The 21,908-nt window shown below is 27.2% G+C and carries 22 protein-coding genes; 19 read left to right on the top strand and 3 right to left on the bottom strand.

Annotated features, from left to right (window positions below; all coding sequences use genetic code 11):
- Nucleotides 1-3: 3 nt before the first annotated feature.
- The 17 genes from prx-suh (at nt 4) to ACNSOS_RS10070 (ending at nt 15,787) form a co-directional block, all read left to right on the top strand.
- Entirely contained in the window at nt 4-543 is a 540-nt protein-coding gene (prx-suh, locus tag ACNSOS_RS09990; protein WP_418185168.1) for a thiol peroxidase Prx-SUH, read from the top strand.
- Nucleotides 544-669: 126 nt separating this feature from the next.
- Nucleotides 670-1,395 (top strand): tetratricopeptide repeat protein, encoded by a 726-nt coding sequence (locus ACNSOS_RS09995; RefSeq protein ID WP_418185169.1) that lies wholly within the window; start codon nt 670-672, stop codon nt 1,393-1,395.
- Nucleotides 1,396-1,467: 72 nt separating this feature from the next.
- Nucleotides 1,468-2,694, top strand: a complete 1,227-nt coding sequence (locus tag ACNSOS_RS10000; protein WP_418185170.1) for an NnrS family protein — start codon at nt 1,468-1,470, stop codon at nt 2,692-2,694.
- Nucleotides 2,695-2,935: 241 nt separating this feature from the next.
- Entirely contained in the window at nt 2,936-4,978 is a 2,043-nt protein-coding gene (locus ACNSOS_RS10005) for an ATP-dependent helicase (protein ID WP_418185171.1), read from the top strand.
- 26 nt (nt 4,979-5,004) lie between these two features.
- Nucleotides 5,005-6,171, top strand: a complete 1,167-nt coding sequence (locus ACNSOS_RS10010) for a cation:proton antiporter (RefSeq protein ID WP_418185172.1) — start codon at nt 5,005-5,007, stop codon at nt 6,169-6,171.
- Nucleotides 6,172-6,393: 222 nt separating this feature from the next.
- Nucleotides 6,394-7,728, top strand: a complete 1,335-nt coding sequence (gene soxC, locus ACNSOS_RS10015) for a sulfite dehydrogenase (RefSeq protein WP_113908470.1) — start codon at nt 6,394-6,396, stop codon at nt 7,726-7,728.
- Nucleotides 7,697-8,905, top strand: coding sequence for a c-type cytochrome (locus tag ACNSOS_RS10020; protein ID WP_418185173.1), 1,209 nt, complete (start codon nt 7,697-7,699; stop codon nt 8,903-8,905). The genes soxC and ACNSOS_RS10020 overlap by 32 nt, the downstream gene beginning before the upstream one ends.
- Nucleotides 8,906-8,914: 9 nt before the next feature.
- The gene (soxX, locus tag ACNSOS_RS10025; RefSeq protein ID WP_418185174.1) at nt 8,915-9,268 is read left to right on the top strand and encodes a sulfur oxidation c-type cytochrome SoxX; all 354 of its coding nucleotides are present in this window, start codon (nt 8,915-8,917) and stop codon (nt 9,266-9,268) included.
- A 15-nt stretch (nt 9,269-9,283) separates the two neighbouring features.
- Nucleotides 9,284-9,730, top strand: coding sequence for a thiosulfate oxidation carrier protein SoxY (gene soxY, locus ACNSOS_RS10030; protein ID WP_418185175.1), 447 nt, complete (start codon nt 9,284-9,286; stop codon nt 9,728-9,730).
- 58 nt (nt 9,731-9,788) lie between these two features.
- On the top strand, nt 9,789-10,097 hold the full coding sequence (gene soxZ, locus ACNSOS_RS10035; protein WP_113895018.1) for a thiosulfate oxidation carrier complex protein SoxZ: 309 nt from the start codon (nt 9,789-9,791) through the stop codon (nt 10,095-10,097).
- 32 nt (nt 10,098-10,129) lie between these two features.
- Nucleotides 10,130-11,044 (top strand): sulfur oxidation c-type cytochrome SoxA, encoded by a 915-nt coding sequence (soxA, locus tag ACNSOS_RS10040; protein WP_418185176.1) that lies wholly within the window; start codon nt 10,130-10,132, stop codon nt 11,042-11,044.
- A gap of 10 nt (nt 11,045-11,054) precedes the next feature.
- Nucleotides 11,055-11,468 carry a hypothetical protein gene (locus ACNSOS_RS10045; protein ID WP_113895016.1) on the top strand — a complete coding sequence of 138 codons (414 nt, stop codon included), beginning with the start codon at nt 11,055-11,057 and terminating at the stop codon, nt 11,466-11,468.
- 73 nt (nt 11,469-11,541) lie between these two features.
- Entirely contained in the window at nt 11,542-13,308 is a 1,767-nt protein-coding gene (soxB, locus tag ACNSOS_RS10050; RefSeq protein ID WP_418185177.1) for a thiosulfohydrolase SoxB, read from the top strand.
- A 4-nt stretch (nt 13,309-13,312) separates the two neighbouring features.
- Complete coding sequence (locus ACNSOS_RS10055) at nt 13,313-14,104, top strand: thioredoxin family protein (RefSeq protein ID WP_418185178.1); 792 nt, start codon at nt 13,313-13,315, stop codon at nt 14,102-14,104.
- Nucleotides 14,104-14,553 (top strand): MOSC domain-containing protein, encoded by a 450-nt coding sequence (locus ACNSOS_RS10060; protein WP_418185179.1) that lies wholly within the window; start codon nt 14,104-14,106, stop codon nt 14,551-14,553. Before ACNSOS_RS10055 ends, ACNSOS_RS10060 begins: the two co-directional genes overlap by 1 nt.
- Before the next feature lie 3 nt (nt 14,554-14,556).
- Nucleotides 14,557-14,994: a DsrE family protein gene (locus tag ACNSOS_RS10065; protein WP_113908462.1), complete on the top strand. Its 438-nt coding sequence runs from the start codon at nt 14,557-14,559 to the stop codon at nt 14,992-14,994.
- A gap of 19 nt (nt 14,995-15,013) precedes the next feature.
- Nucleotides 15,014-15,787, top strand: a complete 774-nt coding sequence (locus ACNSOS_RS10070) for an alpha/beta hydrolase (RefSeq protein WP_418185180.1) — start codon at nt 15,014-15,016, stop codon at nt 15,785-15,787.
- 16 nt (nt 15,788-15,803) lie between these two features.
- Here the strand turns inward: ACNSOS_RS10070 and ACNSOS_RS10075 are convergent, their stop codons facing one another.
- On the bottom strand, nt 15,804-16,721 hold the full coding sequence (locus ACNSOS_RS10075) for an MBL fold metallo-hydrolase (RefSeq protein ID WP_418185181.1): 918 nt from the start codon (nt 16,719-16,721) through the stop codon (nt 15,804-15,806).
- Nucleotides 16,722-16,796: 75 nt separating this feature from the next.
- Here ACNSOS_RS10075 and ACNSOS_RS10080 point away from each other — a divergent pair, with 75 nt between their 5' ends.
- Both ACNSOS_RS10080 and dgt read left to right on the top strand, forming a co-directional pair.
- On the top strand, nt 16,797-17,804 hold the full coding sequence (locus tag ACNSOS_RS10080) for an HD-GYP domain-containing protein (RefSeq protein WP_418185182.1): 1,008 nt from the start codon (nt 16,797-16,799) through the stop codon (nt 17,802-17,804).
- 24 nt (nt 17,805-17,828) lie between these two features.
- Nucleotides 17,829-19,274 carry a dGTPase gene (gene dgt, locus ACNSOS_RS10085; RefSeq protein WP_418185183.1) on the top strand — a complete coding sequence of 482 codons (1,446 nt, stop codon included), beginning with the start codon at nt 17,829-17,831 and terminating at the stop codon, nt 19,272-19,274.
- 22 nt (nt 19,275-19,296) lie between these two features.
- On the opposite strand, the gene ACNSOS_RS10090 is transcribed toward dgt, so the two are convergent.
- Both ACNSOS_RS10090 and ACNSOS_RS10095 read right to left on the bottom strand, forming a co-directional pair.
- Nucleotides 19,297-19,980, bottom strand: coding sequence for a response regulator (locus tag ACNSOS_RS10090; RefSeq protein WP_418185184.1), 684 nt, complete (start codon nt 19,978-19,980; stop codon nt 19,297-19,299).
- Nucleotides 19,981-20,044: 64 nt separating this feature from the next.
- On the bottom strand, nt 20,045-21,874 hold the full coding sequence (locus ACNSOS_RS10095; RefSeq protein ID WP_418185185.1) for a 7TM diverse intracellular signaling domain-containing protein: 1,830 nt from the start codon (nt 21,872-21,874) through the stop codon (nt 20,045-20,047).
- Between the last annotated feature and the right edge of the window lie 34 nt (nt 21,875-21,908).

Here is a 21,908-nt window from a genome sequence, read left to right on the forward strand (position 1 = left end):
AAAATGGCAACAGTAAAATTTAAAGGTGAATTAGAAGTAAATTTAAGTGGTAGCGAAGTAAATGTTGGAGATATAGCTCCTGTTGTAAGTGGAGTTGGAGCTGATTTAAGTGATGTTACTATTGGTGGACAACAAGGTCTTACTCAAATTGTTGTAGCAGTTCCATCTCTAGATACTGGTGTTTGTGCTGCAGAAGCTAGAAGATTCAATGAAGAAGCTTCAAAAATAGAAAATGCAGAAGTTGTTATAGTTTCAATGGATTTACCATTTGCTATGAAAAGATTTTGTACAACAGAAGGAATTGAAAACCTAAAAGTTGCATCTGACTTTAGAGCAAAAGCTTTTGCAAAGTCTTATGGAGTTTTACAAGCAAATGGACCATTAGCAGGTTTAACTGCAAGAGCAATATTTATAATAAATCCTTCTGGGAAAATAACTTATAAAGAGATAGTTCCTGAAATAACTTCTGAACCAGATTATGCGTCTGTTTTAGCTGCTCTTAAAGATGCTACATCAACTTCTTGTTGTGGAAGTTGTCACTAAAACAATATAATTATAGCTTAGAAAAATTCTAAGCTATAATCTTTTAAAATCTCTCTAATTTATCTTTAATTAATCTAAAAATAGTAACATATTTCGTAAAATCTTTTTATTTTAAAGGAGTTAATTATGTTTAGAAATATACTTAAACTTTTGTTTGTATCATTTTTTTCTTTTCAAATATCAAATGCAAGTTTGGTAGAAGATGGTTATTTAGAACTTGAAAAAGGGAATGTCTTAGAAGCTGCAAATATATTTAAAAATGCTTGTGAAAAAGGTGCATTTGCTGGTTGTTATAATTTAGGACTTATGTATTACAAAGGTGAACATATAGCTAAAAACTATGAAAAAGCTTTTCAATTATTTACAAAAGCTTGTAATGAAGGGCATAAAAATGCTTGTTATAATTTAGCATATATGTATGAAAAAGGACAAGGAGTACAAAGTGATAGTTTTAAAGCTGTTGATTTGTATATAAAAACTTGTAAAGATGGAATTAGTTTTTCTTGTCTTAACTTGGCAACAATGTATGAAAAGGGAAATGGTGTAGAGCAAGATAATTTTAAAGCTGTAGAGTTTTATACAAAAGCTTGTGAATTAAACAATCCTAAAGCTTGTTTTTCTTTGGCACTAAAATACAATAATGCAAATGGTGTAGAACAATCTCCTTTAACAGCTATAAATCTATATCAAAAATCTTGTGATTTAGGATATTCTTATGCTTGTTACAATTTGGGAGTTATGTATATTGATGGAAAGTTTTTATCACAAAATAAAAATAAAGCAAAACAATATTTTAAACAAGCTTGTGATATGAAATTGGATATTGCTTGTAAAGAGTTGAATAATCTTTAGATCTTGTTTAATATCAAGGTATATTTGATAAAAAATAGATAAAATCTTCTAAATTAATATTTAGGAGATTTTATGAATTCTTGGTATAAAAAATTTGCTTCTCAGCCACATCAACCATTTTTTACAAGTGGTATAGTTTTTTTCATACTTTTTATTACACTATTTGCTCTTGCTTACTCAAATATAATAAATTTAGATAGTTCACTTTTAACTTATCATGCTTATAGTTTAATATTTGTTGTTTTTATACAGTTTTTTTTAGGGTTCTTATTTGTTGTTTTTCCAAAATTTTTGATGCAAAGTGAAATAGCTGTAAATGAATATATGAAGCAATTTTTTATATATTTATTTGCTAGTATTGGTATTTTTTTATCTTTGATTTTTTATTCAAAAATAACTTTTATTTTCCAAATTATACTTTTTATTGTTCAGATTATGAGCTTTAAATTGCTATATTCAATTCATAAAAAAAGTATTATGAAAGATAAAAATGATACAAAATGGGTTTTAATTTCTTTTATAGCTGGACTTATATCTCACTTTTTTTACATTGCTTCAAATTTAGATTTTACAAACTCTTATATGCTATCAAAAGTTGCTATAAATGGTGGTTTTTATCTCTTTTTATTTATGATTGTTTTTGCAATTTCTCAAAGAATGATTCCTTTTTTTACAAGAGTTATGGTTCCAAACTATGTTATAAATAAAAGTAGCAAACTTTTAGATATATTATTTCTATTACTTATTTTAAAAGTTATATTGCTATCTTTTGATAATCCTAAATTGAATTTAATTTCGGATATTCCTATTTTTATATTTTTAGTAAGAGAGTTGTTTATATGGAAATTACCAACTTTTAAAGTTCCTCCAATTGTTTGGATTCTACATTTGGGATTGTATTGGATTTTAATTGCATTTTTTATATCAATTATTGAAGGAATTTTTGCTTTTATTAACCCAAATTTTTTCTTTGAGAAAGTTGTAATTCATACTATTGCTATTGGATATTTTGTTACAGTTTTAGTTGGATTTGGAACTAGAGTTGTGTTAGGACACTCTGGAAGAAAAATAGAAACAAAACTTTTTGCAGTTTCAGTTTTTGTTGCAGTTCAGATTTTAACTTTTATTAGAATCTTTGCTTCAATTAGTTCAAATTTTGGTTTAAACTATATCTTTTTTATAGAGTTAAGTGCTATTTTGTTAGTTTTAGCCCTTATAATATGGTCTTTTAAATACATTACTATTTTAGTGGAAAATGAAAAAAAGGTAGAAAATATTTCAAAATGGAGTTCGAATTAATTTTCGATTAATCTTTTTTGTGTATAATTTCGGTATAAGTTAAGTTTAACATAGCTTAATTTATACGAGTATTTTTAAGATAAGTTTCTTAAATAGATAATTTTTTTATGTTTCCTTGTGTAGAAAAGGTCGCTTCCCCTAGGCGACCTTTTTTTTTGTCTTTTTTTCAATCTTTCTTAAAACTTTTATGATACTATTCCAAAATGATTTCACTTTATACAATAATTAAATAAGCCTAAAAATGCCTCTATCAAACTTAAATCAAGAACAACTCTTAGCAGCAACTTGCAAAAGCGGATATAATCTCATCATTGCAAGTGCAGGAACAGGAAAAACATCTACGATTGTTGGAAGAATATCTTATTTGTTGAATTCTGGTATTAATCCCAAAGAGATTTTACTACTTACTTTTACAAATAAAGCAGCCCAAGAGATGGTTTCTAGGGTTTCTAAAATATTTGGAAATGAGATAGCTAAAAAAATTACAGCTGGAACTTTTCACTCCGTTTCTTACAAGCTCTTAAAAGAGCTAAACTTAAATATTGCATTAAAACAACCAAATGAATTAAAAACTTTATTTAAATCTTTATATGAAAAACGAGTTTTTATGGATAGAAGCGATGAAGCTTCTCCTTATGATGGTGGATATTTATACGATATGTACTCTTTATATTTAAATTCTCATAATAATGAAGATTTTTCAACATGGATAAAAGAAAAAAGTCCAGCACATGAAATATATACTTTAATATATGAAGATGTTATTGATGAGTTTAACACTCTAAAAAAAGAGTATGGATATGTAAACTTTGATGATTTGCTTACAACTATGCTTGAAGTTTTAGGAGATAAAGATTTTGAATTTAAAGAAATTTTAGTAGATGAATATCAAGATACAAATCCTTTGCAAGGAAGATTACTTGATGCTTTTAAACCAAAATCTCTGTTTTGTGTAGGAGATTATGACCAAAGTATTTATGCTTTCAATGGTTCAGATATTGGAATTATCTCTACATTTTCAAAAAGATATAATGATTCAAATGTTTTTACTTTAAGAAAAAACTATCGTTCAACTAAACCTATTTTAGATTTAGCAACAAAAGTTATAGAGTTTAATGAAAGAGTTTATGAAAAAAAACTTGAAGTTGTAAGAAGTGAAGCTATTTACCAGCCAAAACTTTTAGCTTTTGATGAACTTTTTTCTCAATATGAATATATTTCAAAACTGATTTCACAAAGTCAAACTCCACATAATGAAATAGCAATAATTTATCGAAATAACTCAAGTGCAGATGGAATAGAAGCAAATTTAAGAGAGTTCTCAATTCCAGCTAAAAGAAAAGGTGGAATGAGTTTTTTTGATTCAGTAGAGGTTAAATTTATACTTGATATTTTGGTATTACAAGTTTCAAACAATGATATGATGGCATTTATTCATATAGTAGAACATGGTAAAGGCATAGGAAAAGCAGTTGCAAAAGATTTGTTCGATGCTTTGATTACTTTAGGAGATGGAAATATTTTTCAGGGACTTTTCTCTCCTAATCCATCTATAAATAACCCTTTTGATAATAAAAAAGTTAAAAATCAGCAACTAGGACTTTTTGATGATTTTTTAGAATTAGGAAGTGTATCTAAATATAAAGATTGTAATTTTGAAGAAGCTTTTTTATCAAATCCTATATTAAAACATCCAAAACTAAATGTTGATAGTGCAAAGTATTTATATGATTTATATTTACTTTTCAAACAATTACGAAGAACAAAAAATCCTGAAAGCTTAATAACTATGATTGGTTCATCAATGGCTTATTCAAAAATTAAAGAGTTTTTATCTACAAAAAGAGCAACTCAAAAAGATGGAACAATAAATCCAATACAAAAAACGAAAGCCTTAGCTAAAATCAATAGAAAAGCAATGCTTTTAAAAAATCTTTCAAGAAATTTTAGTGATTTATCAAAATTTATCAATTCTATGATTTTAGGCGGAAGTGAATTAAGTGAAGGAGAAGGAGTAAACCTTTTATCAATCCATGCAAGTAAAGGGCTAGAGTTTAAAGAAGTTTATGTAATAGATCTGATGGATGGAAGATTTCCAAACAGAAAACTTATGAGTAAAGGTGGAAGTTTGGAAGAAGAGAGACGTCTTTTTTATGTTGCTGTTACAAGGGCAAAGGATATTTTATATCTATCTTATGCAAAATATGACAAAATAAAAAAATTAACTTTTATTTATAGTCCATTTTTAAAAGAAGCTGGATTAATCAAAGATGAAAATCAATAAAATATTGATATTTTTTTAGGAAAAATATGGAAAAAATACTTTTAATTATTACGATTTGTACCATAATTATGGTATCTCCACTTATTTCAAAGCTTATAAAAACACCAGTTGTTGTTATAGAAATATTGTTAGGATTACTTTGTGGTTATTTAGGTCTTATTTATGATGATGAGACATTAAAGCTTGTTGCTAAGTTTGGCTTTGTTTATTTGATGTTTTTAGCAGGATTGGAAATAAATTTCAAATTAGTAAAAGTTATAAAATCTACTATGGCTGTAAATGTTATTTTATATTTTATACTTCTATACACTATTTCAGGTATTGTTTGTTGGATTTTTGATTTAGGTTTAACTTATTTTGTTGCTCTTCCTATCTTCTCACTTGGAATGTTAATGATGCTTATAAAAGAGTATGGAAAAGAAGAACCATGGCTAAATCTTGCCTTATCAATAGGTGTTGTTGGAGAAATAATAAGTATTTTAGCACTTACCTTATTTGCTGGTTGGACAGAGTATGGATTAAGTAGTAATTTCTTTATTTCTATTCTTACTATTATAGGAGTTGTTGCTGCTACAATTTTATTATTAAGATTTTCATATATGACTTTTTGGTGGTTTCCTGAAGTAAAAAAATATTTAATTCCAGATAATGTTGATGATAAACATGACCAAGATATAAGATTTTCGATATCACTACTTTTAATATTAGTATCTATTATGCTAATTTTAAAAATAGATGTTGTCTTAGGAGCATTTACAGCTGGACTTTTCTTTAAAATGTTTTTTCATCAAAAACAAGAACTTCTACACAAAATAGAATCTTTTGGTTTTGGTTTTTTTGCTCCAATATTTTTTATATATACAGGTTCAACTGTAAAATTAGATATGATAACTTTAGATATTTTAACTCATGCACTATTTATTATGTGTGCAATTGTGAGTATAAGGTTTATTAGCTCTTATTTAGTATTTTTAAAATATTTAAAACCAAAACAAACTGCACTTTTTGCTTTAAGTGATTCTATGCCACTTACTTTTATGGTTGCAATCGCAATGCTTTCATACAATTATGGATTGATCAGTGAATCTGAATATTTTTCATTTATTATTGCAAGTATGATAGATGGTTTACTTTTAATGATAATTATTAGAAAACTATATAAATTCTTTAAAGTAAATCCTCAAATCAACTAAACTTTATAAAAAACAGCAAATTATAACTGGCTGTTTTTTTAATTATAAGAAAATAAAATAATCAATAAAAACTTATTTTTAATGCTATATTTATGCTACTCAATAGGTGTAGAATTTTAAATCTATATAAGAATATTTAATATTTTAAGTTTAAATTTAACTTATGGTATTTATAATCAAATTGAGAATATAGATTTAAATAAATTTTTATAGGAGGTTAGCTTGGAGAGCAGTAAAGTTTTAGATAATAGTAAAAATTCTGAAGTTGTAGAAGTAACTAGCAGAAGAGATTTTTTCAAAAAAACTGCTATGTACTCAGCTGGGGCTTTGAGTGTTGCATCAGTATTATCGCCAGTTGCTTTAAGAGCAGATGATCCAGCAATTATAAATGAAGCACCTTGGGGACAGAAGCTTGGAGATGTTGTAAATAAAAATCCTTATGGATTACCATCTCCTTATGAACATAATAATATTAGAAGAACTCATGATTTATTATCATCTGGTGATGCATATGCATCTATATCAATGTGCCCAATTCATGAAAGTGAAGGAATAATTACTCCAAATGGATTATTCTTTACTAGAAATCATGGTGGAACAGCACACATTGACCCAAATGAGTATAGATTGATGATTCATGGTAAAGTAAAGAAAGAGGTAGTTCTTACACTAGAAGATATTAAAAGATATCCAAGTGAAACAAGAACATATTTTATCGAATGCCCAGCAAATGGAAGTCCTGAATGGAGAGCTCCACAATTTAATAGCTTACAGTTTATGAAAGGTATGATGAGTTCAGCACAATGGACTGGAGTTATGCTAAAAACAATACTTGAAGATATTGGTTTAGAAAAAGATGCAGTTTGGATGTTGGCTGTTGGAAGTGATAATGCTTCAAATCCAAGAACAATTCCAGTAGAAAAAGCTCTTGATGATGTTATGGTTGTTTGGGGACAAAATGGTGAAGCTTTAAGGGCAGAACAAGGTTATCCAATAAGGCTTGTTGTTCCAGGTTGGGAAGGTAATTTAAATACTAAATGGTTAAATAGATTAGAATTTAGTGACAAACCTTGGCATGCAAAGGAAGAAACTTCAAAATATACTATGCTTCAAAAAGATGGAAAATCTATAAGGTTCTTTTGGGTAAATGAAGTAAATTCGGTTATTACAAAACCATGTCCAGAAAAACCTTGGACACATCTAAAAGCTGGTGATATGGTAGAAATAGAAGGTATTGCTTGGAGTGGACATGGAACAGTAAAAGGTGTTGATATATCTTTTGACGGTGGAAATAATTGGGTTGAAGCAAAACTTAAAGGTTTAGTTTTACCAAAATCTTGGACGAGATTTAGTTTTATTTATAAATGGGATGGAAAACCCATACTTCTTTCAAGTCGTGCTTATGATGATTTTGGAAATATTCAACCAACAATTGATCAAGAAACAAGTGCCGTTGGAGTTGAGTCAGTTTACCATAGAAATGCAATAGTAACTTGGGAAATCACAGATAAAGGAGAGTGTAACAATGTTCATATTAGAAAACATCACAAAGCTTAAAATTTCTCTTTTAGCTGTTGGTTTTATAGTATTAGCTACTGGTTGTAATGATACATCTGATAAATCATCAAGTACAAATAATGAAACTCAAATATCAGTTGATGGAGGAGTTAAATATCCGATAAAAGATGAAAAATATACACAATACCATGTAAATATAAATAGTACTAAGTTTAATATAGGAAGAGATGCAACTCCTACTGAAATTGCAGCTTGGGATTTAGATGTTATGTATGATGGTACAGGATTGCCAGAATTTGATATGAAACATGGAAAAGCTGTTTTAGATGAAAATGGGCAACCAAAGAAAGCCCAAGGAAGTGTAGAAGAGGGAGCTGAACTTTATGATGCTCAATGTGTTATGTGTCATGGTGATTTTGGAAGTGGAGGAAAAGGTTATCCAAAACTAGCTGGTGGAACTGTTGAAAGTTTGAAAAAACAAAGACTAAATCCAGCAGATGAACATCCAAATCCAGAAAGCCCTGATAAAACAATAGGTTCATTTTGGCCATATGCTAGTACATTATTTTGGTATGTTCAAGAATCGATGCCATTTAATGCTCCAAAAACTTTAACAAATAGTGAAACTTATGCTTTAACTGCTTATTTATTATCTTTGAATGATATTACAATAGATGGTGAAGAATTAGATGATGATTATGTGTTAGATAAAGAGAAATTTTTGAAAATTGTTATGCCAAATGTAAATGGATTTTATCCTGAAACAAACACAACTGATAATCCAATTCAAGGTGTAAAAAATATGACTGAATATCTTGGTAATCCAACAAATTATGGAACTGGAACTAGATGTATGAAAGATTGTATTCAAGGTGATGTTGAAAATCTTGTTTTAAGAATTCAAGATGATTTAACAAAAACTGCAAATGAACCACTTTCAACGCTTAGAGAGTTACCAAAATTGGATACAAGTATTATGCTTCCTGGAAAAGTAGATTATGAAACTAATTGTTCAGCTTGTCACTCAAATGCAGCTATTGGAGCACCAGTTGTTGGGGATAAAGAAGCTTGGATAAAGGTTATGGAAAAAGGCTTAGAACAAGTTTATTATAATGGAATAAATGGTATAAATACTATGCCACCTAAAGGTGGAGTGGATATAAGCGATGAAAAAACAAAAGAAATCATTGATTATATGATTAATTCAAGTAAATAAGGATTTCAAATGACATTAATCAAAAAATATGTAACTGTTTTATCAATAAGTTCTTTTTTAGCTTTAAATAGCTTTGCTTTGGATAGTGATTTGATTAAAAAGGGAGAAGAAATTTTTAATACAAATACTAAAGGAAATTGTTTGGCATGTCATGATGCAAATGGTAAAGAACTTGATGGACCAGGGAATATGGGACCAAAACTACAATTTTTAGCTTTGTGGCCAGAGGAAGTTTTATATGACAAAATTTTTGATCCATCAACAACAAATCCAACTACTTCAATGCCAGCTTTTGGAAGAAATGGTTGGTTAAGTGACGATGAGATTAAAGCTGTTGTTGCATATATAAAAACAATAAATTAAAATAAAGGATGAATTATGTTAGATAGAAGAAAATTTTTAGGAATAGGTTTAAGTGCTGTTGCAATTGCAACTACAAATTTGAGTGCAGAAGATTTTAGAGCAAGTAAGCCAAAAGCTTGGACTGCTACAAAAGTTGATGAAGCAATAAAAGAGCTTTTTGGAACAACTACTACAACTGAAAGTGGTATTAACTTAAAGGCACCAGAAATTGCAGAAAATGGGGCAGTTGTACCTATATCATTTGATACAAAATTAAAAGCTTCAAAAATTGCAGTATTCCAAGATGCAAATCCTGAAAGTACAGTTGCAGTATTTACTGTAAATGATAGCATGGTTTTAGATTATGCATTTAGAATTAAAATGGCTCAAACAGGGAAAGTTACTGTTATTGCAGAAGTTGATGGAAAATTACACTCTGCAACTAAAGAGATTAAAGTTACACTTGGTGGTTGTGGTGGTTGATTTTATCATCATAAAAAATAAAGAATTAAAAATATAAATAAATTAAAAAGGATATAGTATGTCAGGAACTACAAAAATAAAAGCAAAAATAGATAAAAATGGTGTTTGTGAAGTAAAAGCTTTGGCAAGTCATGAAATGTTAAGTTATCAAGAAGCTCAAAGAGCGAAAAAAGAGGCGAATTTTATTACTTATTTAGTTGCAAAAGTTGGAGATAAAGTTGTTTATGAAGTAAGTTCAAGTCAATTTCTATCAAAAGATCCATACTTTAAATTCTCATTTACGGGAGCAAAAGTTGGAGATACTGTTGAAATGACTTGGAAAGATTTAAAAGGTAATACTGATACAAGTAGTGAAAAAATCAAGTAGTTTTAACTACTTGATTCAATAAAGGAGAGAAGATGTTTTCTAAAATAGTTACAACAATAGCTTTTTTAGTTATTTCAACTATATCTTTAAATGCTTCAAATTTTAATAAAGATGCAGAGAAAGATAGACTTGAAATGATTAAATATTTTGAGGCAAAGTTTGAAGATGCAGCAAAAAACCAAGCTAGATTTTTTCCATATTCTGATGCTCAAGAACTAGAAACAAAGTATGAAAAAAATTTGAAATTTTTGGATTTTAATATTGGAAGTTATGCTTATGCAAAAGATGCAAAATTTCAATATGATGAATTAAAAGAGATGCCACCTTATGAAGATGCTATCGAAAAAGGAGAAGAACTCTACACAAAACCTTTTTTAAATGGTAATTCACTACAAACATGTTTTCCTGATTTAACGATTGCTGGTACATTCCCATACTATGATGAGAAAACAAAAAAGATGGTTTCTTTAACTTCGGCAATTAACGACTGTTTAAGGTCAAATGGAGAAAAAGAGTGGGGAACTAGAAAAGGTTCTATGGCAGAGTTTCAAGCATATTTTTTAAATGAAAGCAAAGAAGCTGGTAAAATCTTTGATGTTAAAATAGAAAGTCAAGCACAAAAAGATGCTTATGAAAGAGGGAAAGAATATTATTATACTCAAAGAGGTTATTTAAAACTAGCTTGTTCTAATTGCCATGTTGATGGAGCAGGAAAAAGAGTTAGAAATGAGATACTTTCTCCTTTAGTTGGACAAGTAACACATTTCCCTGTTTATAGACTTAAATGGGATGAAATAGGTACTTTAGAAAGAAGAATATCTGGTTGTGTTGTTGATCAAGGACAAGTTCCACCAAAAGATGAGAGTCAAGAGATGATAGAACTTCTTTACTTCTTAGCTTATATGTCAAATGGTTTACCAGTTGATGGACCTGATGTAAGAAAATAAAGGATAAAAGATGAATAAAATTTTAAAAATATCTTTAGTTACAGCTTTGTTTTCAGTTTCTTTATTTTCAGATAGTTATTCTCATCTTGATGTAAAAAAAGAGTGTGATGTAAAATCTAATGGTATAGAAAAAGTGATACAAACAGCTACAAAGTATAATGAAATAGCCATTAAAGAAAAAGTTGAATTTATGAGATTTGGAATGAAAGCTAGTCAATATATTCAATCTGTTCAAGATGCTTTAAAAAATGGTTCAAAAGAGATAGAGTTAGTTGATGAAAAAGCTAAACCAACTGGAGAAAAAGTTTCTATTGAATTTGCAGCTTGGAGAGCTTGTAGCTTTGGTATTAGTGCTTTGACACAAAAAGAACAATCAAAAAAAACTTGGAAATTAGCTAGTCCAAGTGATGGATATAAGTATTAAATTTTAAAAGTATCTATTTAAAAAAGTCAAGATTTTATCTTGGCTTTTTTTATTTATAATGAAAGGATATAAAATGAGTAAATTAAGTAGAAGAGAATTTGTTTATATGATGGCAGTTTTAGGTGCAGCACCAGTATTTGCAAATTCTCATACTCGAATGATAGAAACTTCAAAAAAACTTGAAGATTATTATAAATTAAAACCATTTGGAAATGCTAGATTTTTACATATGACAGATTCTCACGCTCAATTACTTCCTGTATATTTTAGAGAACCTAGTGTAAATTTAGGTCTATTTGGAAATTTAGGAAAAACTCCACATATTGTTGGAGAAAAATTTTTAGAACATTATGGAATAAAAGGTAATAAAAGACTTGAATATGCTTATTCATGTGTAAATTTTGAAGAACATGCAAAAGTTATGGGAAGAACTGGTGGTTTTGCTCAAATTAAAACAGTTGTTGATTTTTTAAGAGATAGTTTTGGAAAAGATAAAACTCTATTTTTAGATGGTGGAGATACTTGGCAAGGAAGTGCAACATCTTTATGGACTAGAGGAAAAGATATGGTTGGTGCTTTAAATTTGCTTGGTGTTGATGTTTGTGTTGGACACTGGGAGTTTACATACAAAGCTGAAGAAATTTTAGAAAATATAAAAGAGCTTAATGCAGAATTCTTAGCACAAAATATCTTTGTTAAAGAAGATTCTTTGATGAATGGAGTTGAAGCATATGATGAAGATAGTGGATTAGCATTTAAACCATATACTATTAAAAAAATGGGAAATGCAAGAGTTGCTATTATCGGACAAGCCTTTCCATATACAACTATTTCAAATCCACAAAGATTTATTCCTGATTGGAGTTTTGGTATATATGATGATACTATGCAAGATCTTGTAAATGAAATAAGAGAAGAAGAAAAGCCAGATGCAGTTATTGTTTTATCTCATAATGGTTTTGATACAGATAAAAAAATGGCAGAAATTGTTACTGGAATAGATTTTATCATGGGTGGGCATACTCACGATGGTGTTCCTGAAGCAGTACCAGTTAAAAATGCAGATGGTTTAACTTATGTTTGTAATGCTGGAAGTAATGGAAAATTCTTAAATGTATTGGATTTAGATATTCAAAATGGAAAAATAAAAGATTTTAAATTTACACTTCTTCCTATTTTCTCTGATTTAGTTCCTGAAGATAAACAGATGAAAAAATATATTGAAGATGTAAGATTACCATTTATAAAAGAATTAACAAGACCAATAGCTACAACGGAAGAGACTTTATTTAGAAGAGGAAACTTCAATGGTTCTTGGGATCAAATTATATGTGATGCTCTTTTAGAAGTTAAAGAAGCACAAATTTCGTTAAGTCCTGGATTTAGATGGGGAACTTCTGTAATAGCTGGTCAAACTATAACTTTTGATGATTTGATGACTCAAACAGCTATGACATATCCTGAAACTTATGCAAGGGATATTAAAGGTAGTGATATTAAAGATATTTTAGAAGATGTTGCTGATAACTTATTTAATGAAGACCCATTTTACCAACAAGGTGGAGATATGGTAAGAACAGGTGGAATTTCATATAAAATAGATCCAAAAGCAAAAATTGGAAGTAGGATTTCTGAAATTGTATTAACAAAAACTGGTGAAAAGCTAGATGCTTCTAAATCTTATAAAGTTGCTGGTTGGTCAACTGTTGGTTCACAAAGTGAAGGAGAACCAGTTTGGGAAACTGTTGAAACATATTTGAAAAATGTAAAACATATAAGTAACTTAAAAGTTGATACTCCTGATATTGTGGGAGTTAAAGGGAATCCAGGGATTATATAAAAATATGAAAGTTTTATTTTTGATTTTATTAAGTATTTCAACTCTTTTTTCATCTTTTGAAGATGGTAGAGAGGTTTTTGTACAAAAATGTGCAACTTGCCATAAAGAGTATATATCTTTAAATCTTATCAAAGAGAATTTTTTTGAGAAAAACAATAGCTTATTAAATTTAAAAGCTCCAAGTGCAAATATGATAGTTTGGGCTATGATGGATAGTTCTAAAAAGATAGGAGATCCAAATGAACCAGATTTTCAACAAATACAAATAGAAAATTTTTTAAAAGATTATTTGGAAAATCCAGATAGATTTAATTCAATTTGTGATGAAAATGTTTTAGGTTACTATGACAATAAAGATAGTATGAAAGGTGAATTAAGCGAAGATGATTATACAAATCTTAGTTACTATTTTTTAGAATATAAGGATAATTTTAAAGAAGAAATTACTCAAAAAAAACCTTTTTTATCACTTGAAGATGAAGAAAAATATCTAAAAATTGCAAATAAAGAGAATAAAAGAATCATAGTTTATGCTACTTCAAAAACTTGTTTTTTCTGTAAAAGAATGGATAAAGAAGTGTTTCCAAAAGATGAAGTTAAAACTTTGCTTGATAAAAACTATATTTTTATAGAAGTTGATATGGATAATACTTCTTTACCATTTAATTTACAAAAAGAGTATAAAAAAATAACTCCTAGTTTCTTTTTTGTAGATAAAAATGCAACTTTTTTAAAACAATATGTTGGTTCATGGACATTAGAAGATTTTACTAAAATTTTGCAAGAGAATAAATAGTGTTAGAAATAGGACAAGTTTTAGAAGTTTTTAGTGCTAAAACAACTTGTACTACTTCTTTGCCACGACCAAAAGTTGAAAAATTGAATTTAATCAAAGATTATGGAATAGAGTTTGATAAATTTGCTTTGAAAAATCTTGACCAAACAGTTATGATTGTAGGATTAAAATCTTATCAAATAGCAAAAGATTATGGAATTGATTTAAAGTTTGGAAGTTTGGGAGAAAATATTTTATTAGATTTTGACCCACATGATTTTGAAGTTGGCGTTAATTTACAAATAGAAAATAGTATCATAGAAATTACTCAAATTTGTACCGTTTGTAATCATTTAAGTATTTTTGATGAAAACTTACCAAAATTATTAAAAGGACATAGGGGAGTTTATTGTAGAATTTTAAAAAGTGGTGTTGTATCAAAAGATACTAAAATTTATTTAAAAGGATAAGATATGAAGAAACTACTAATGATTTGTATATTTGCTATTTATTCATTTGGAGCAAGTACTTTTAGTAATCCACAACCAAGCTTTGAAAACCCACGAAAAGTTGTTTACTCTTTATATGTAAATGATTTGGATACTGTAAAAGCAACAGTTGGTTCTATGTATAATATTTTAAAAGAGTATCCAGCAGAAAGTTTAAAAATAGTTGTTGTTGCTTATGGAAAAGGTATGAGAGTATTTAAAAATGACTATGATAAAACAACACTAGACAGAATAAAATCATTAATGGAATATGATGTGGAGTTCATAGGATGTAGAAACACTATGGATAGTATGGGTTGGAAAGACGAAGATTTTATTGATGGTATGAGTTTTGTACAAGCTGGAATTGTAGAAGTTATAGAACGGCAAGTTGATGGATATATAGGTATTACAGCGTATTAATTAAATAAAAGGAGAGAAAATGTTTAAGAAATTTTTAGTTTTATCACTATTTTTTGCTAGTTCACTTTTAGCAAATATTACAAAAGATGATTGCAGTAAAAAAGGTGAAGGATTTATATTTGTACAAAATGAGTGTATAAATTATAAAAAATTTGATGCAGATGGAGATTCTTTAAATATTATTATTCATGGAACATGGGATGAAGGAAGTGATACTTTAGCTAGATATTCGCCTTTTGCAGAAGATATAACAATGATGAGTGATATTTCTACTATTGCTATTGCACTTCCAGGATACTCACAAAGCTCATCAAATAAGCTTCTTTCTATTGGAAATAAAAAAGTTAAAAATTTGGCTGCTACAAAAGAATATATAGGTTTTTTAGCTAGTTTGGTAGAAGCTTTAAAAGAAAAATATATTGCTTCAAAAATAAATTTAATAGGTCATAGTGCAGGGTGTTTGATGAGTTCAACACTTCTTGGATTAAAGCCAGATTTAGTTGATAATTTAGTGTGTGTTGGTGGAATTTACGATATTCATCAAAGAAGTGATGATAAAAATCTTATTTCAGCTATTGATGTGATAGATAATATTTCAAAAAATATTAAAATAGTTTTGGTTTATGGAACAGCAGATGATATTTCAACTCCACAAATGACAATAGATTTTTACAATTTGGCAAAATCAAAAGGCTTAGATGTAAATTTAGTTGAGGTTAAAGATGGTGTCCATCTTGATTTGGATATGACAAGCGAATCTAAAAATGCTATAGTTGAACTAGTTGAAGAGTAGAATTTTCTACTCTTCTTTATTCTTCATCATAAAATTCTAGCTCTGTAAAAGCATCAAAAACATTTCGACTATTTAGTTCATCAAACATAGCAATATCTTTAAAATCATCCATTGTTACAACTTTTGCAATCTCTTGTGCTGTTACTCCAGCATCGATAGCTTCTAAAACTCTTGTTTTTAAAAGAGTAAAATATTTTTTTGTATGTTCTAGTACCGTTTTATCTGTTATATGTCCGTGTCCCGCTATCAAAATATTCCAATCAAGATTTTCTATAAAATCAATAGTTTTTAAAGTGCCTATTACAGAACCATCTCTATTTGATGTAATTCTTTCATTCATAATTATATCACCAGTAAATATTAGTTTTTCATTTGGTAGATAAACTAATAAATCATCATTTGTATGAGCAGTTAGTTTTGTTGGTATGATTTTTATCTCTTTATTTCCTATTTTTACTGTTTTTTCATCACTTACTAAAATATCTGCTTTTATAATCTTTGTATTTTCCAAATCTTTTTCATCTAAAATATCAAAAATTCTAGGACGAGATTTTTCATCATAGTTCTCATTTATTGATTTTGGAGCATAAATTGTGCTATTAAATTTATCTTTATAAAAACTATTTCCCATCCAATGGTCATCATGTTCATGAGTGATTATTATATTGCTAACAGGTAATTTTGCTATTTGTTGCATAGCTTCATAGGCTTGTTTTGCAAAATTGTAGCTTGTACCACTATCGATTAAAACATAGCTATCTTTTGCATTTATATAGCAAGAATTTGCCATAAATCCACCATTTTCTTTTGATGGAACTTCAGTTTTTCCAAAAAAACACCAGATATCTTCACTCACTTTTTGCGGTTTTAAGTTATAATCAAACCCAAAAGCAAAAGAGCAAAGAATTAGTGAAAAAGCAACTTTTTTCAACATAAAATTCTCCTTTAGTATAATTAAAAATTATATTATAATATCTCTTTTATATAAGTAATTTGAAATGAGGATAAAATGGATAAGAAAAGACAAATGGTATTTAATTTAAACAATTTTCTACTAGCTTTTAGTGAAATATTGGATAGCAAAAAAACTTCGTATATAGCTTTGAATTTAGCTTTAGAATACAGTTTAGAAGCTAAAAAACTAGCTGATTTATGTTCATATTCATTGGTATCAAATCTTTCAAAAGATGATATAGAAAAATTTGATTTTATAGATAAAGTATATTTAGAAGATAAAGTTTTTCAAGATATTGTAAAACTTTCAAATGATATTTGTAAAAAATTTGATTTCCATAAAAACAGTATAAAACAAAGAGTTGAATGTGTAGAGTTTGTAAAAAACTGTGATGATATTTATAGTAAAGATTTGATAGAAAAATTTTGCAAAATTTCAAATAAACTTTCATTTTGGCTTGATTTAGAAAATGAAAGTGAAATAGTGATGTTTATTTATTCAAATTTGAGTGATTTTACAAAAGTTTTAGATTTTGAAGATATTTTAAATATGACAACACTGTTTCACAAATTCCAAAATCCAAACTCTCAGATACTAAAATATGCTTCAATACTCACAGATTATTTAGAATTTGAACATAAAGATAAACAAGTTTTTTTAATAGCAACATCGCTACAAAATATAGGAAAATTATATATTCCAAAAGAGATTTTGGAGAAAATTGAGCCTTTAACTTATGAAGAAAAAGAGATAATAAAATCATATCCATATCACACAAAAAGACTATTAAACTCTATTATGGGATTTGCTGATATTTGTAATCTTAGTTTTAAAGTTCAAGAAAGACTTGATGGTAGTGGAACTTTTGGTTTAAGTGCAAAAGATTTGAGTTTTAAAAATAGATTGCTTATTTCTTTGGTGATTTATAGTGCTTTAAGAGAGAAAAAAGCTTATAGAGATAGTTTTCCTCATAAAGAAACAATAGAAATTATGAAAAATGAAGCTAAAAATGGCAAAATAGATGAAAGTATAGTAGATATTTTTGATAAGATATTAGAATAAACTTTTATATAAAAGAGATGATATATGATAAATTATAAAGAAAAATTTACTTTAGATAGAGAGTTTTATCCATCAAAAGATATAGAAATAACAGTTGAAAGTGATAGAGGAAGGATTTTATCTTCATCAGCTTTTAGAAGACTTCAAAAAAGAACTCAGGTTTTTGCTTTGGAATTAAATGCTTCTATTCGTTCAAGACTTACACACTCACTTGAAGTTGGACAAAATGCAAGATATATTGCCAGAACCATTTTAGATGAGTTGAAAAAAGAAGAACTACAAACTTATGGTTTAGATGGCTTAGAAAATGCTTTTATTTCAACTTCTGAAATGACAAGTTTGATTCATGATATAGGAAATCCACCTTTTGGGCATTTTGCAGAAGAGACTATAAATAAATGGATAAAGATAAATATTTTACCAATTTTAGATAGACTTGAATCAACAACACAAGAAGTTAAAGAATTGAAAAAATTAATATCTAAAGATATTTGTAACTATGATGGAAATGCTCAAGCTATAAGGATTATCACAAAACTGCAAAGATTAAATCTTTCGTATTTTCAAATAATTGCTGTTTTAAAATATACAAGAGGTGCTTTTGAAGAAAAACCTTTAAAAGAAGATAATTTATCATATTTGAAGAAAAAACCAGGATTTTATTATAGTGAAAAAGAGTTAGTTGAAAAAATACAAGATAGACTAAAAATAGAAGTAGGACATAGATTTCCAATAACTTATATTATGGAATCAGCCGATGATATTTCATATTTAACAGCTGATTTAGAAGATAGTGTTGAAAAAGGAATTTTATCTTTAGATGAAGTTTATAATATCATCAAAACAGAGTGTCAAAAACAAAATGAAGAGTTTTTACAAGATATAATAGATAAACAGTATGAAAAAGCAAAAAAAGATGATGAACCATATCAATTTAATATGTTTTTTACATTCTTAAGAGTTGGATTGGTTACTAGTTTTGTAAGACATGTTTCAAGTGTATTTGTACAAAATCATCAAGCTATTTTTGAAGGAAGTTTCAATCACGCACTTTTGGAGTATGATAAACAAAGTAAATATTATAAAGCTTTGAAAGTTTTACAAGATATTTCAATAAAATATATCTATCAAAATAAAGAAGTTCAAACTTTGGAACTTCAAGCTTATACAATTATAAACTCGTTGTTTGATATGTATAAACCACTTTTAGAGTTAAAAAATGAAGATTTTTCAAAACTTTTAAGAGATGAAAAAATAGATTGTTTTATATCAAAAAGATTGATAAAAAGAGTGTCTTCTAAACAAATAGTAGCTTATAAAAATGATGTTGAAAAACTTAATATTGATAATATTGAAGAGTTCAATATTTTAGAATATTATTATAGAGTTAGACTGATAATTGACTATATTAGTGGGATGACTGATGATTTTGCTTTGGAAGAATATAAGATATTGTCTGCTATGAAATAAATTTTATATTTTAAAAAAATCATTATATCTTTATTTTACATCCTAAAGAACTGATAGTTTCAATTAATTTATGATTTAATTTACTTCTAAGTCTATATATAAGAGTTCTTAAAGTACTACTTGATACTGTTTTATTAGACCATATAAAATGCTCAATATCCGAAAATGTAACAAGTTCTCCTTTTGCTTTTATAAGAACTTCTAAAAATAATCTTTCATTTTTTGTTAATTCAATTTCTTGATTTTCATAGAATATTTTTAGATAACCATCCAAACTATAATAGTAACCATCAGAGATTTTAAATTTTCCATCAACTAAATTATGATTGATATGTTTTTTTTGTAGTTTATATACAACTATATTCATAGTACTTTTTAAATCATTACGATTAAAAGGTTTTACTAAATAACCAAAAGGTTCAATTTTAGCAGCTTGTGACAATGTTTCATCATCACAATAAGCACTCATAAATATAATAGGAGTAGCTTTTATTTCATTTATTTTTTTTGAAATTTCTATACCACTAAGACTATTTTTTAGAAAAATATCCATTAATACAATATCAGGTTTATTGCTTAAAAAAGAAGATATTGCTTCATCATAATTAGTCACAATATCAGTTATTTCATAACCTAATTTAATTAAAGTGCTTTTTGTATCAAGTGCAACAATAGTTTCATCTTCAACAATCAATATTTTTGTCATATTTTAAATTTCCCAATTTTTTATAGGTATATTACAGTAATATAATCACATTTTTGTCACAAAATTAGTCTTTCCACGTAATTTCTACTTTTACACCATCATTGCTAATTATGTTTAATTGTGCTTTTAATTGTTTTTTTGTCAGCGTTTCAATTAGTATTAATCCCAATGAACTTTTTTTGATAGTTGGGTCATATCCTTTTCCATTATCACTATAAATAAGATAATATTCTTCATCTTTTTTGAAAAAACTTATTGATATTATTCCTGTTTCATCCTTATTGAATGCATGTTTAAAACTATTAGTTAATAGTTCATTTACTACTAATCCACAATAAATAGCAGATTCTGAACTTAAAGTACAATTTATATTGTATTCGACTTCAATATTATTTTCAAAACTTTGTTGTATTTCAAAAATAATCCTTTCAAAGTATTCATTTGCATCTATAAATGTAATAGTATCTTTTTGATAAAGAAGCTCATGTAGATGACTCATAGCACTGATTCTATTTTGAATAGTTGTTAAAAGTCTATTTATTTTTGAATCATTTATTTCGTCATTTTGCAGTCTAATCAAAGAAATTATTGTTTGCATATTATTTTTAACTCTATGATTTAATTCTTTTAATAATATCTCTTTTTCTTCAAGAGCAATTTGTAGATTATTAGTCTTTGTACTAACAAGATTATTTAGTTTGATTTGGATGTCTTTTTGTTCAGCAATTAATTTGATTTGTATTTTGTCTTTTTCATCTTGTAATTTTTTTATTCTATTTGCAAGAGCAACAGAAAATACTAAAGCTTCCAATACGAAAGAGATTTCAACAACATAATATGACGATAAATCAACATTTATTATCCCTGCACTTGATAGGTACATAATCAATCCACCAAAAAGGATGGCAGCCCAACCAAATAATATTAATTTTGCTTGGCTATTTTTTTTGATTACAGAGTACAAAGTTATAAAAAATAGATAAATCATAACTGATATTGGAATAACATTTCTATATTTCTCAAAGTAATTAGTGAAGATAAAAAATATAACTGATAGAAGCAATAATCCTATGAAAATATTCAAGGTTAAATTTATTTTATAATATTGAGATGTTTGAAGAAATGACTTTGAGAAAAGTGATAAAAACAAAACAGGTAAAGCTATAAAAATTGCTGCATAATTAACTATATGTTCCATAAAAGATGAATTGAAAATATATAAATTTGCAAATCCAACATAAAGTAAGTGATGAAATACTAAAGTTACTATATATCCAACATAATAAAAATAACTTATGTCCTTTATCATAAAATATATAGATAAATTGTATAACGCCAATACTATCATTGCTCCAAAAAATAGACTTAAAATTATTTGATGGATTATCTCTTCTGTATAAAAATCATCAAAAGAATAAAGTCCTAACTCTAATGTTAAAGAGGTTTTTTTTGATGAGGCTTCTATATAGTAAGTTTTTGTTTCATATTTATTTAAATTTATAGAAAATATAGGATTTATGGTTTTCCTTTCTATATTTGTATTTAATAATCCTTCTTTGTCTATAAAAGTGTTATTTTCATATAAAATAATATCTGTTACCAAAGAGTCATCAAATTCTAAAATCTTTGAAATATTTTCATCTTTCGTATTTTGTAATGTAAATTTAATCCATACTTTAAAATCAGGAGAATAACCAAATCTTTTAATAGATGTTTTAATTTCAGAAAAATTAACTTGATTATTTAATATTTCATTAATAGTTAATTCTTTTGAATAGTCAATGAATATCTCAGAATAAGCTAAAATCTCTTTATTTGAAGACTGATTTACATCAATAGAGTTTGAAAATAAATAAGATAAAAATATCATAAATATGAATAAAATTTTTTTCAAAGTAACTCAATTATTTTAGTTTAATTGTTCTAAT

Origin of the sequence: Aliarcobacter vitoriensis (assembly GCF_048320235.1) — a bacterium.
GTDB classification, from domain to species: Bacteria; Campylobacterota; Campylobacteria; order Campylobacterales; family Arcobacteraceae; genus Aliarcobacter; species Aliarcobacter vitoriensis.